This window comes from Amycolatopsis sp. NPDC051102, from assembly GCF_040682815.1.
GTDB lineage: Bacteria > Actinomycetota > Actinomycetes > Mycobacteriales > Pseudonocardiaceae > Amycolatopsis.
The window spans coordinates 161,540-173,420 of sequence record NZ_JBFBBT010000017.1; the positions used below are offsets into that span (position 1 = coordinate 161,540).

The 11,881-nt window shown below is 71.2% G+C and carries 11 protein-coding genes; 2 read left to right on the forward strand and 9 right to left on the reverse strand.

The genetic code is table 11. From position 1 onward, the window contains the following. Positions 1 to 49 precede the first annotated feature (49 nt). The gene (locus AB0M93_RS35305) at positions 50 to 1,591 is read right to left on the reverse strand and encodes a glycerol-3-phosphate dehydrogenase/oxidase (RefSeq protein ID WP_364281971.1); all 1,542 of its coding nucleotides are present in this window, start codon (positions 1,589 to 1,591) and stop codon (positions 50 to 52) included. Beyond that, positions 1,588 to 2,151, reverse strand: coding sequence for a helix-turn-helix domain-containing protein (locus AB0M93_RS35310; protein WP_354825695.1), 564 nt, complete (start codon positions 2,149 to 2,151; stop codon positions 1,588 to 1,590). The genes AB0M93_RS35305 and AB0M93_RS35310 overlap by 4 nt, the downstream gene beginning before the upstream one ends. 298 nt (positions 2,152 to 2,449) lie before the next feature. Between AB0M93_RS35310 and AB0M93_RS35315 the strand changes: the two genes are divergently transcribed. Then, positions 2,450 to 3,868 (forward strand): FAD-binding oxidoreductase, encoded by a 1,419-nt coding sequence (locus AB0M93_RS35315; RefSeq protein WP_364282061.1) that lies wholly within the window; start codon positions 2,450 to 2,452, stop codon positions 3,866 to 3,868. Here AB0M93_RS35315 and AB0M93_RS35320 read toward each other — a convergent pair. The 3 genes from AB0M93_RS35320 to AB0M93_RS35330 form a co-directional block, all read right to left on the reverse strand. Further along, positions 3,846 to 4,400 carry a gamma-glutamylcyclotransferase family protein gene (locus AB0M93_RS35320; protein ID WP_364281974.1) on the reverse strand — a complete coding sequence of 185 codons (555 nt, stop codon included), beginning with the start codon at positions 4,398 to 4,400 and terminating at the stop codon, positions 3,846 to 3,848. The two genes, AB0M93_RS35315 and AB0M93_RS35320, sit on opposite strands and share 23 nt — an antisense overlap. A 134-nt stretch (positions 4,401 to 4,534) precedes the next feature. After that, entirely contained in the window at positions 4,535 to 5,632 is a 1,098-nt protein-coding gene (locus AB0M93_RS35325; RefSeq protein ID WP_364281977.1) for an S-(hydroxymethyl)mycothiol dehydrogenase, read from the reverse strand. A 307-nt stretch (positions 5,633 to 5,939) separates the two neighbouring features. Further along, positions 5,940 to 6,797 (reverse strand): sigma-70 family RNA polymerase sigma factor, encoded by an 858-nt coding sequence (locus tag AB0M93_RS35330; protein WP_364281980.1) that lies wholly within the window; start codon positions 6,795 to 6,797, stop codon positions 5,940 to 5,942. 76 nt (positions 6,798 to 6,873) lie between these two features. On the opposite strand from AB0M93_RS35330, the gene AB0M93_RS35335 reads away from it, so the two are divergent. Further along, positions 6,874 to 7,323 carry a carboxymuconolactone decarboxylase family protein gene (locus AB0M93_RS35335; RefSeq protein WP_364281983.1) on the forward strand — a complete coding sequence of 150 codons (450 nt, stop codon included), beginning with the start codon at positions 6,874 to 6,876 and terminating at the stop codon, positions 7,321 to 7,323. Positions 7,324 to 7,362: 39 nt separating this feature from the next. Here AB0M93_RS35335 and AB0M93_RS35340 read toward each other — a convergent pair whose 3' ends face one another. From AB0M93_RS35340 to AB0M93_RS35355, 4 genes are all read right to left on the reverse strand, one after another. Continuing rightward, positions 7,363 to 8,625, reverse strand: a complete 1,263-nt coding sequence (locus AB0M93_RS35340; RefSeq protein ID WP_364281986.1) for a peptidase C39 family protein — start codon at positions 8,623 to 8,625, stop codon at positions 7,363 to 7,365. A gap of 71 nt (positions 8,626 to 8,696) precedes the next feature. Further along, positions 8,697 to 9,098, reverse strand: a complete 402-nt coding sequence (locus AB0M93_RS35345) for a PaaI family thioesterase (protein WP_364281989.1) — start codon at positions 9,096 to 9,098, stop codon at positions 8,697 to 8,699. 52 nt (positions 9,099 to 9,150) lie between these two features. Further along, entirely contained in the window at positions 9,151 to 10,875 is a 1,725-nt protein-coding gene (locus tag AB0M93_RS35350; RefSeq protein ID WP_364281992.1) for a TIGR03767 family metallophosphoesterase, read from the reverse strand. A gap of 145 nt (positions 10,876 to 11,020) precedes the next feature. Next, a complete protein-coding gene (locus AB0M93_RS35355) occupies positions 11,021 to 11,608 on the reverse strand; it encodes a TetR/AcrR family transcriptional regulator C-terminal domain-containing protein (RefSeq protein ID WP_364281995.1) in 588 nt (195 codons plus the stop codon). Positions 11,609 to 11,881: the final 273 nt, after the last annotated feature.

The window sequence follows — 11,881 nt, forward strand, 5'->3', positions numbered from 1 at the left end:
AAACACAATGAGACGTCAACTCAAGAGAACATCAAGTCTGGTTCTACGCTCAGTCGAGACCCGCGAGCGACTTGTCGACAATCTCCGCCACCCGCGCCGCCGCGGCCTCGGCGTCCGGCGGGATCAGCGACAACCGCGTCCGGCGCTCCAGCACGTCCGGAACGTCCAGCGCCCCTTCGTTCCGGACCGCCCACACGATCTCCGCCGCCGTGATCTCGGTGCCCGGTCCCACTGGCGCCGCGAACTCCGCGTCCAGTTCGCCCAACGCCGCCACCCGTGGTGCCTCCGTGCCGTACCGGGCCACCAGCCGGGGTGCAGCGTCCACAAGGGACAGCTCCGCTCGTGGAGCCGCGCCCAGCAACGGCAATCGAGCCGTCCGGCAGGGTGAAGCACTGAGTCCCGCCAGGCGGACCGCCGCGTCGACCGCGTCCTCGGCCATCCGGCGGTACGTCGTCAGCTTGCCGCCGACCACCGTCAGCAAGCCGTCCGAACCGGCCAGGACCGCGTGCTTGCGCGAAAGGTCCGCCGACCGGCCGCCCGTCCCCTCGACCAGCGGACGCAGGCCCGCGTACGAGCCGGCGACGTCCGCCCGGGTCAGCGGCCGCGACAGCACGGACGAGGCCAGTTCCAGCAGGAAATCCACATCGGACTCGGGAACGGTCGGCACGGCGGGGATCGGCCCGGAAACCGGCTCGTCCGTCAGTCCCAAGTAGACCCGGCCGTCCGGCTGGGGGAGCAGGAACACGAACCGGTTGGTCTCGCCGGGCACGCTGATGTTCACCGATGTCGTTCCCAGCGGGACCGTTCCCGGCGCCAGTACCAGGTGTGATCCGAGCGACGGCCGCAGCCGCACCGCGCCGGTCAGCGTGCCCGCCCACACGCCCGTCGCGTTGATCACCTGGCGGGCGTGGATGTCCATAGTGGAACCGGAAATGCCGTCACGCACCTGAACGCGGTCCGCGGACAGCGAAAGCGCCGACAGCCGCGTGAGGATCCGGGCGCCGAACGACGCCGCCGTCCGGGCCAGGGTCACCACCAGCCGCGCGTCGTCGACCAGCGCGCCGTCGTAAGCCAGCAAGCCACCGCGCAAGCCGTGCGGGGAAATCCCCGGTGCCAGCGCCAACGCTTCCGCCGCCGGAACCGAGCGCGGACGCGGCAGCACGGACGACGGCGTGCGTGCCGCCCGGCGCAACACGTCGCCCGCCCGCAAGCCGGCTGCGACCACGCGCTCCTGGAGCCGGGATGTGCTGGGGTACAACGGAAACAGCTGCGGCATCGCGCGCGTGAGGTGCGGTGCCGTGCGTGTCATCAGGATCCCGCGCTCCACCGCGCTCTCGTGCGCCAGGCCGAACTCGCCGTGGGCCAGGTACCGCAGGCCGCCGTGCACCAGCTTCGACGACCAGCGTGACGTCCCGAACGCCAGGTCGTGCGCCTCCACAAGCGCCACCGACAGGCCCCGGGAAGCCGCGTCCAGCACGATGCCCGTGCCGGTGACGCCGCCGCCGACCACCACGACGTCGACTCGCTCGCCCGCAGCCAGCTCCGCGAGCTCACGTTCGCGGCGCCGCGCGTTGAGCGAGCCGGACGTCACGGCTTCAGCGCCGCGTCGAGCACGTGGGTGAACTCCGCCATCAGCGCCGCCTCGGGCACGTCGGCCGTGGCCGGCCGCAGCGAGAACGCGAACGACTGCACCACCAGCAGCACCGACCGGGACTGCACGGCGACCGGCGCCCGCCGGATCGAACCGTCCTGGTGGCCGGCCTCCAGCAGCTGGTGCAACGCCTGTTCGGCGAACTTCTGCGTCGCGCCGAGCCGCTCCACGATGTACGGGAGGACGAGCTCGGGGTCGACGTCGAGCAGCGTGCGGAACAGCGGATCGGTCGACAGTGCCCGGACGCCGGCGGCCGCGATCAGCACGAGCCGGTCGCGGCTGTGCGCGGCGTCGGCGCCGCCTTCGCTCGCCGTGCGCAGCAGCCCGCTGAACTCGCGGGTCATCAGCGCGGCGAGCACGCTGCGGACGTCGGGGAACCGGCGGTAGACCGTCATCCGGCTGACGCGCGCGGTGCGGGCGATCTCGGCGAGTGTGGTGCGGCGCACACCGACGGCCAGCACGCACGAGCGCGCGGCGTCGAGCAGCACGTCATCGGCCACGCGGGTGGCCGTCTGGCGGTTGCGGGTGTCCGCGAGCGCGGACGAAGCCGCGGCCTGAGTGGTGTGACGTTTCACGTCCATATGTCACACTGTAGTCGTGAAGCCGCTCATTGACCACCGCCTGCGCCGGTCCTGGACCGAGGACGCCGCCGACGCCACCCCGCTGCCCGCGCGGGCGGCCAGGTGGCTCGACCAGCGTATCGGTCCGGTCGCCCCCGCCGCCGCCCCAGCGCGCGAAATGCCGGTGGAAATACCGTCACCGAAACTGGCGAAGTCTGCTGTGGAGGCGCTGGCGAAGGTGGTCGGCGAGGAGAACGTGCTGGTGGACGACCCGGCGCGGCTCGCGCGGGCGACCGGGCTGTCCTACCTCGACCTCCTGCGGCGCCGGTCGCCTTCGGCGAGCTTCCCGGTGCCCGACGCGGTGGTGCTGCCGGCCGATCCCGACGAGGTCCAGGCGGTCCTCGACGTGTGCGTGCAGCACGACGTCGGTGTCGTGCCGTTCGGCGGCGGCACGTCGGTGGTCGGCGGCGTCGCGGCCTTGCGCGGCGAGAAGGCGGCGGTGATCGCGCTGGACCTCGTCCGGCTCGACGCGCTGGTGTCAGTGGACGCCGAGTCGCGCATCGCCGTCCTGCAGGCGGGCGTCCGCGGGCCCGAGGCGGAGCGCCTGCTCGCCGGGCACGGCCTGACGCTCGGGCACGTGCCGCAGTCCTTCGAGCGCGCGACGATCGGCGGTTTCGCGGCGACGCGCTCGGCGGGCCAAGCGTCGTCGGGCTACGGGCGGTTCGAGGACATGGTGACCGGGGTGCGGCTGGCCACCCCGCGCGGCCCGTGGAAGCTCGGCGTCGCGCCGGCCTCCGCGGCCGGGCCGGACCTGCGCCAGCTCGCCATCGGCAGCGAGGGGACGCTCGGCGTCATCACGGAAGTCGCCCTGCGGGTGCGGCCGGCGCCGAAGGTCCGGCGGTACGAGGGTTACGCGCTACCGGGCTGGACGGCCGGTGCCGAGGCGGTGCGGGACCTCGCGCAGCACCACGCGCTCGCCGACGTCACCCGACTGTCCGATGTGGACGAAACCGAGGTGTCGCTGGCGCTGAACGCGGGGTTGAAGACGACGGCGCTGCGCCGCTACCTGGTCGCGCGGGGCGTGCGGCGGCCGTGTTTCCTCATTGTCGGCTGGGAAGGCACCGCGCACGACGTGGCGCTGCGCCGCCGTGAGACGACGCGGCGGCTGAAGGCGGCGGGGGCCGTGCGCGTCGGCAAGGCGCTCGGTGAATCGTGGCGGCACGGCCGGTTCGCCGGTCCCCGGCAGCGGGATGTCCTGCTGGACCAGGGCGTCTGTGTCGAGACGCTCGAAACGGCGGCCTATTGGTCCAATGTGGATGAACTGCGTGACGACGTCCGTGCGGCCCTGACCGCCGCGCTGGGCCGCTCGATCGTCATGTGCCACATCTCCCACGCGTACGAAACGGGTGCGTCGCTCTACTTCACGGTGCTGACGGCCCGGGACGAGTCCGATCCGGCCGGCCAGTGGCAGCGGGCGAAGGCGGCGGCGTCCGAGGCGATCACCGGGCTGGGCACGATTTCGCACCACCACGCCGTCGGCGTCGACCACGCGCCCTACCTGAGCGCGGAAATCGGCTCGCTGGGCGTCGAAGTGCTGCGGGCGGCCAAGTCCGCCGTGGATCCGACCGGGATCCTCAACCCGGGAAAGCTGGTGTGACGACCTCGCACGGTACGCCGTGGCCGTCGGCGGCGACACCTTCGAGCTTCGCCGCCTCGGCCTGCGGGACGTCGGCCGTGCGCACCGGCTTGCCGTCGACCAGCAGCGGGTAGCGGATCGGCGCGGCGCCGACGTAGGTGTGGACCTCGGTCAGCCGGGTGCCGTCTTCGAGCGTGACGTCGGGTTCGGTGAGCCGGGCCAGGTGGTAGCGGGTGCCGCGGCCTTCGCAGCGGTCCAGGACCGCCAGCTGGTCGGGCGTCACGAACCAGATGGCGTGGTCTTCGGCGCCGGCCAGCGCGGTGAGGGTGGCCGGGCGCTGGTCGTCGACCACGCGGAAGCCCGCGGCCCACACCGCGGCGAGCCCGGCGCAGCGCGCGTGCGCCACGACGACCGGGCCCTCGAGTCCGAGCCGCGCCCGCAGCCAGGTGATCTTCGACGGGTTCGCGTTCGAACCGTAGGCCAGCACGGCCAGCCGGTTGCGCCAGCCGTCGGGCGCGGTGTCGAGGGGATGCCCGACGCCGTCGACGTGCACGAACGAGTGACCCGGCCGGGCGCCGGGGTAGGGCTCGGCCGGGTACTCGTCGTCGGTGAACAGCGGGCTTTCGGGGGGTCCAGGGGGGCTTGCCCCCCGGCCGGGGTCCGGGGCTTGGCCCTGGAAGACGCTGCTCAGAACGTCACCACGCTGCGCAGGACGTCCCCGTGGTGCATGCGCTCGAAGGCATGCTCGACGCCGTCGACGCCGATCCGCTCAGTGACGAACTTGTCCAGCGGCAGCCGGCCCTGCAGGTAGAGGTCGACGAGCATCGGGAAGTCCCGGCTCGGCAGGCAGTCGCCGTACCACGACGACTTGAGCGAGCCGCCGCGCGAGAAGAAGTCGATCAGCGGCAGGTCGTTCAGGCGCATCTCCGGCGTCGGCACGCCGACCAGCACGACCGTGCCGGCCAGATCGCGTCCGTAGAAGGCCTGCCGCCAGGTTTCGGGCCGGCCGACGGCGTCGATCACGACGTCCGGGCCGAATCCGCTGGTGGCGTCCTGCATGGCCTCGACGACCTGTTCTTCGGTGAGGCCCTTGCTGTTGACGGTGTGCGTGGCGCCGAAGTCCTCGGCCCAGCCGAGCTTCCGGTCGTCCATGTCGATGGCGACGATCGTGGTCGCGCCGGCGAGCTTCGCGCCCGCGATGGCGGCGTCCCCGACGCCACCGCAGCCGATGACCGCGACGGAGTCACCGCGGGTGACGGCGCCGGTGTTGATGGCGGCGCCGAGCCCGGCCATGACACCGCAGCCGAGCAGCCCGGCCACCGCCGGCTCCGCTTCCCGGTTGACCTTTGTGCACTGTCCGCTGTGGACAAGGGTCTTTTCGAGGAAGGCGCCGATACCGAGCGCGGGCGAGAGCTTGGTGCCGTCGGCGAGGGTCATCGGCTGGGCGGCGTTGAAGGTCGAGAAGCAGTACCACGGCTTGCCGCGCCGGCAGGCCCGGCAGGTGCCGCAGACGGCCCGCCAGTTGAGGATGACGTAGTCACCCGGCGCGAGATCGGTGACGCCTTCGCCGACGGCCTCGACGACCCCGGCGGCCTCGTGGCCGAGCAGGAACGGGAAGTCGTCGTTGATCCCGCCTTCGCGGTAGTGCAGGTCGGTGTGGCAGACCCCGCAGGCCTGCACGTTCACGACGGCCTCACCGGGACCGGGATCGGGCACGAGGACGGTCTCCAGCGAGACGGGCTCGCCCTTACCCCGCGAAACGACCCCCTGCACCTCGTACGGCATGCGAATCCACCTTCCGGCTCTGGCTGCTCCTGCCCGCAGCTAATCACGGATCACGCGGACATGGCGACATCCGCATGAGTGAGGTTCGTGGTGAAGACGCAACGAGTTGCGCCTTACGCAACTGTGGCTTCCGGGCTTCCGGGCTTCCGGGCTTCCGGGCTCGCGAGGTGAGCCTGCGGTTGGTTGGCCGCCGCCGCAGCTCGACGACGGTGCTGGCCTCTGCAGCGCCCGTCCGCTCGGCAAGCACGCGGGCCTCTTCCGGCCCCACAAGCACGCGACCGTGGGCCTCCGGCCCCCAGCTGCCACGCTACCGGGAGCCACCGACGGTTTCGGGTGGCGGCGGCAGGGTCATCGACGCCAGCCGGGCCGGGTCGGCCACCGCCGCGATCCCGGTCACCCTCCCCTCCGCCACCGTGAACGCCACCACCGACAGCGGTGAGCCGTCCTCTCGCCAGGCCACCACTCCCGGGAGGCCGCCGACCAGGAACGGGCGGCCGGTCGCCGCCGCGCCGAACTGGGCTCCTGCGGCCACCTTGGTTGCTCCCAGGACCACCACCACTCCGCCCGGGGTGTCCACCGTCAGCTGGACCTCCGGGTCCAGGACGCGGAGCAGACCCTCGAAGTCGCCGTCGCGGGCCGCGCGGAGGAATGCCTGGATCACCTCTCGCTCTGGGCGGCCGGGTGCGGGTGGGCGGTCCGCCGCGCGGACCTTGCGGCGGGCGCGGCTGGCCAGCATCTTCGTCGCGGCCGCCGACTTGCCCAGGATGCGGGCGATCTCCTCGAACGGGACCGCGAACAGGTCGTGCAGCACGAACGCCAGCCGCTCGGCCGGGCCCAGGGTCTCCAGGACCACCAGCAGCGCCAGGCCGACCGAATCGGCGCGGGCCACCTCTTCCGAACCGTCCTCGATCGCCACCACGATCTCGTCGTAGGGCGATTCGGGGCGGGACTTGCGCGACCGCAGGACGTCCAGGCTGATCCGGCCGACCACCGTGGTCAGCCAGCCGTCGAGGTTGCCGATGACCGTCGCGTCCTGGCGGGCCAGCCGCAGCCACGCCTCCTGGACCACGTCTTCGGCGTCGGCGTGCGAGCCCAGCAGGCGGTGCGCCACCGCCTGCAACCGGTCGCGCCGGGCTTCGAACGCCGCGGCCACGGTGTCGGACATGTGGTTACCTTCCTCGCTCCTGCTCCGTCGTGGACATGACGAGCCCGGAGGGGCACAGGTAACGGACGGAGCAACGATGGAAGCACGGCTCAAGAGCACGAGCAGTCCCGAGGTGACCGGTGCGGTCCAGCAGCTGTTCAAGGCGGTGCACGCGGCCGGCGTCGACCCGCTGCTGCTGGAGCTGGTCCACCTGCGGGCCAGCCAGATCAACGGCTGTGCGCCGTGCACCTACGCGGGTGTCCAGTCGGCGAAGAAACAGGGGGAGACCGACGACCGGCTGCACAGCGTCGTCGCCTGGCGCGAGACGCCGTTCTTCACCGAGCCGGAGCGGGCCGCGCTGGAGCTGACCGAAGCCGCCACGCGGATTGAAGACGGCCAGCCCGGCGTGACCGACGAGATCTGGGCCGCCGCGGCCGCGCACTTCGACGAGAAGCAGCTGTCCGCGATCGTCCTGCACATCGCGCTCAGCGGCTTCTTCAACCGGATCAACCGCGCGATCCGGGAGCAGGCCGGCAAGACCTGGTGAGCCCGGCGGGGCGCCGCGAAGGCGCCCCGCCGGCCCCGGTCACGCCGGCGTGATGATGTACGCGATGCCGCCCGGGCCGCCCGCCACGGTGCCGTCCGCGCGGTAGCGCTTCGTCCGCTGCCAGATCTTCTCGAACTGGTCGCGCTTGTAGACGTTGCGGACCCGGTCGTTGCTGCTCGACGCGGGGTCGTTCGCGATCACGTCGCCGTCCTTCGTGAAGCCGACGACGACCATGATGTGCCCCGACGTCCCGTAGCCGGCGCCGTCGAGTTCCGACGACAGGAACGACTGCGACGTGATCACCGGGATGCCGCGCGCGATGTAGTTCTCCAGCTCGTTCAGCGAGTGCAGCCGCGTGATGTGCCCGCGCAGCCCGCGCGACGCCGCGTACGCCGTGTTGAACGGCCAGTTGCCGGTGCCGTCGTAGGCGTGGTCGTAGGTGTAGCGCGCCGCGAACGCCACCTGCGGGTCGACGTAGTCCGCCGGGATCCACGACATCTCTTCGGCCGACGGCTTCTTGCCCCAGTACTCGGCGACCATCTCGGTCGACGTCGGGCTGCACCAGGCCTCGCCGCCCCCGCCGTACTGCGGGAACTGTCCCTTGTGGAGGTTCTGCGCGTACGCGGGCACCTTCAGCTCGATCCCGGTGGCGCGGCCCGGTTTCGTGGTCTGGACCTCGAAACGGTCCGGGACGGCCGACGTCATCGCGCCCAGCAGGCTCACGGACGGCGTCGCGCCCGAACCGGCTTCGCGGTAGAGACTGATCCGCAGGTGGTACGACTTCAGCGTGACGCCGGTCTTCATCTCCAGCGTGTCGACGTCCACCGCGGCGTTGGCGTCGTCCTGGCCGTCGACGCTGGTGCGCAGGATGTCGGCGTCGCCGCTGGCCCAGCGGCCCATCACGTACCACGTCGTTTCGGTGCCGGCCGACGTCCGGCCCTGCGCCTCGACCTGCAGCCAGGTCTTCGCCGGCGTCTTGGCGTTCCACGACGCGACCAGCTGCGTCGCGCCGAAGCCCTGCCGGTACTCCGGCGACGTCCACTGGCCGTATTCGTACGTTCTCGTCGTGCCGAGCTCCGGCTCGGTGTGCTGCACCGTGCCGATCGGGTGCGTGATGCGCAGCCCGTCGCGGTTCAGCCCCAGCCCGGCGAAGCCGCCTTCGTGGAAGCGGCCACCGGTCCAGTCGTGGTAGTCGATCGCCTCGTCGTCGCGAGGGCGGACGGGCCCGGCCTCGGCGACCTGCGCGGTGACCACGGATAACACGACCACTGACAGTAAGGTGAACAACTTGCGTACGCGCATCCCGGCTCCCTGATCGGCCCACCCAGTAGGCAGGGATTTTCGCCGGTCGAGCCGGGTATGTAAACAGGTACCTACAGGACGGCCTGCGTCTGTGTCACTTTCGCGACCAACCGGCCGTCGTCGTCGTGGATTTCGGTCTCCACCACGACGAACTTGCGCCCCGCGTGCAGTGGTCTGGACGACGCAACGGCGTAGCCCGAACGCACCGCGCGCAGGAAGTTCGTCTTCGATTCGACGGTCGTCGTGCCCTGCCCGCCCTCGGGCAGGTTGAGGAACGCGCACACGGCGCCGGTCGAGTCGGCCAGCGCCATGAGCGCGCCCCCGTGCAGCGCACCGCCGAGCGTGCAGAGGCTCTCGTCCCACTTCAGCCGGCTGCGGACGAGCGACGGCCCGTGTTCCAGGACCTCGACGCCGAGCCGTTCCGAGAACGGCATGGAGCGGTGGAAGAGCTGGGTGCCTTCGGGATCGGTCATACCCGGCAGCTTGCCCGAAGAGCGGCGGCCGGGCGATGACCTCCGGGGTAACTCAGCTCCGCGGGTTGACGAGCAGCAGTTCCGTGTTGTGGTCCTCGGCCGCGCCGACGCGGCCCAGGTTGGTGTGGATGTCGTTGTACGACAGTTCGCGGTACAGCGACGCAAACGCTTGCGGCGTCCGGGCGTCGTAGTCCACCGCGTACGGCGCTTCGGCCTCGATCAACGTGGTGAACAGCGATAACGTCCCGTCGGCGTTGTCGGCCACCTCGACGATCCGGGCGTGCTGCGGGAAGTCGACGTGCGACGCGGTGTTGATCTCCCAGAAGCCCTGCTGCGGTGTGTTCCCGGCGTGCGGCGTGATCTTGTTGAGGTGCGTGTGGCCGTTGACCCAGGCCAGCACGTTCGGGAACCGCTTGAGCAGCGCGACGAACGCGTCGCCGTTCAGCCGCGGGTCGAGCAGGTGGCGCGAGTCCGGCAGCAGGTTGGTCATCGTGTCGCTGGTGTGGTGGCTGAAGAGGATGAACAGCTCGTCGGTGACGGCGTGGGTGACCTTGCGGCCGAAGAAGTCGTAGTAGGTCGAGCTGTTGCGCTTCAGCGTCGACTCGACCCAGGAGTACTGCGCGAGCCCGATCGAGCCGTCGGCGAACCCCGCGTCGGTGGTCGTGTCGAGGCTGATCCCGGTGATGCCGGGGGCGATCCGGAACGTGTAGTAGACGTTCTGGCCGTCGGCGTTGGCGCTGGTGAAGCCGTGGCCGACGGGGCCGGGGCCGGTGTTGGCGGCGTCGAGGTGGGCGCGCACGAACTCGCCGGTGCTGAACGGGCGGCGCCGCGCGTCCGGCGTCACCTCGCGGATGGTGCCGGAGCCGCCGAACAGCTCGGCGACCGGGACGCCGGAGCCGCTCTTGATGGCGTCGGCGAGCTTCTTCGCGGTGGTCTCGTCCTTGCCGATCACCTTGTACCGGCCGGTGTACCAGGCGTCGATGCCGGGGATCTGCGCCGGCAGCGAGCCGACGATGCTGTCGTCGTGGTTGCCGAAGGTGCAGAACCACGGGACGTCGAGGCCGGGCGCGGTGAACGTCTTCATGGCCGCTTCGAGCAGACCGGGGAGCTGCGGGAAGCCCTTCGCCGAGTACTTGTCGCCCACGCCGGGGATCGACGGGTTCCAGTACTCGTCGTTGCCCGAGCTCTGGACGCCCTCGTAGGCGTTCGGGTCGCCGGAGTTCGGGGTGACGCTGCCGCCGTTGAGGACCTTGAGGAACCAGTCGAGCTCGAGCAGCTCGTGGTTGTCGGTGTTGTCGCCGGTGGTGACCATGAGGTCGAACGGCCGCCCGGTGAACGGGCCCTGCCGCACGCTGTTGACGCGCTCGACGAGCGCGCTGGTGGCGACGGTGCCGAGGGCCTCCTGTGGCCGGTGCGCGGAGCCGATGAACGGGTGCAGGTACTCGAACCGCGCGGGGCTCTCGGCGTCGGTGATGTGCAGGTCGGTGAACTGGACGAACGAGCTGAGGGCCTGCCGCCGGTCGTCGCGCCCGCTCTTCGGGGTCGCGAGGTCGCTGCGGACGACGAGCGGCCAGCCGGGGCCGGCGGACAGGCGCGAGTAGGTCGCGGTGCCGCCGCCGGTGGCGACCTGTTCGAGGGTGGTGCCGGTGGTGGTGACCGAGCGGGTGCTCGTGAGCCGCAGGGCGCGGTCGAGGGCGTTCGCGGTGGGCGTGCACAGCAGGAGTCCGAGACCGGCGGCGCCCGCGGTGGTGAAGGTGCGCCGGGTGAGTTCGGCCATGGTTGTTCGCTCCCCAGTCTTCTCGGTTGCCCGGGACGGTGCCGGGCTTGGGTGGACACGGGGTGAACGTGAAAAACATTCACCGTGACAGTTGAGTTCACTTTGTCACAGGTGGTGAAGTGCGGTGTACCGCCGAAGGTTGTGGTCATTTCCTCCGCTGCGCCAGGCCGTCGAGAATCACCTCGGTGCCGAGCGCGAACAGGTCGTCGGCGGTCAGCCCGGTGAACCCGAGGGTGCGCGCGTTCGGGTAGCCCTTGAGGGTCTCGCGGAAGGCTTTCGCGGCTTCGGGATCCGGTTTCCCCGGCCGCTCGACGGACGCGAGGATGTGCGCGGTGAGCAGCCGGGCGATGCCCGCGGTGTCTTCCGGCGTGAAGCCGGCCTCCAGCAGGATCCCGGCGGTCCGCTCGATGTGGGCGAGCCGGTTCGGCCCGGGCGGACGTTCCCGCAGCAGGGTCGCGGCGTCGCGGTGCTTCAGCAGCATGGCGCGGAACTGGTGGAGGCCCTGTTCGAGCTGGCGGCGCCAGTCCTGGGTCTCGTCGATCTCGAAGGCGCCTTCGCAGACGGCTTCGGCGAGGAGGTCGAGGAGCTGGGCCTTGTCCTTGACGTGCCAGTAGAGCGTCGGCGAGCTGACGCCGAGCCGCGCGGCGAGCCGCCGGGTGCTCAGCTCGGCCAGCCCGACCTCGTCGAGCAGGGCGAGGGCAGCATCGGTGATCTGACGGCGGTCGAGAGGCACCCGGCGGACTCTATCAGTGATAGAGTCCTCTCTATCACTGATAGGGGGGCGAGGATGCGCTGGTGGATCGCGGGGTGCTCGCTGGTCTTCGCGCTCGGCACCGCGCTGCAGAACTTCGTGGTGATCGACGCCGAGCTGGTCGCGCGCGGCATTGCTGGCCGGGACGCCGGCGTCCCACGGCTTCCTGACCGGCCTGCGGCTCGTCGGCGACGCCTACCTGGCCGGGAACCTCCTGGGGCTGCTGGCCCTCGCCGGGCGCGCGTGGGTGTTCTG

What these genes read in the sequence shown, in the direction of transcription:
- AB0M93_RS35325 (WP_364281977.1), bottom strand. Translation starts at nt 5,632, where the DNA reads ATGCCGTACGAGGTGCAGGGGGTCGTTTCGCGGGGTAAGGGCGAGCCC.
- AB0M93_RS35330 (WP_364281980.1), bottom strand. Translation starts at nt 6,797, where the DNA reads ATGTCCGACACCGTGGCCGCGGCGTTCGAAGCCCGGCGCGACCGGTTG.
- AB0M93_RS35335 (WP_364281983.1), top strand. Translation starts at nt 6,874, where the DNA reads ATGGAAGCACGGCTCAAGAGCACGAGCAGTCCCGAGGTGACCGGTGCG.
- AB0M93_RS35340 (WP_364281986.1), bottom strand. Translation starts at nt 8,625, where the DNA reads ATGCGCGTACGCAAGTTGTTCACCTTACTGTCAGTGGTCGTGTTATCC.
- AB0M93_RS35345 (WP_364281989.1), bottom strand. Translation starts at nt 9,098, where the DNA reads ATGACCGATCCCGAAGGCACCCAGCTCTTCCACCGCTCCATGCCGTTC.
- AB0M93_RS35350 (WP_364281992.1), bottom strand. Translation starts at nt 10,875, where the DNA reads ATGGCCGAACTCACCCGGCGCACCTTCACCACCGCGGGCGCCGCCGGT.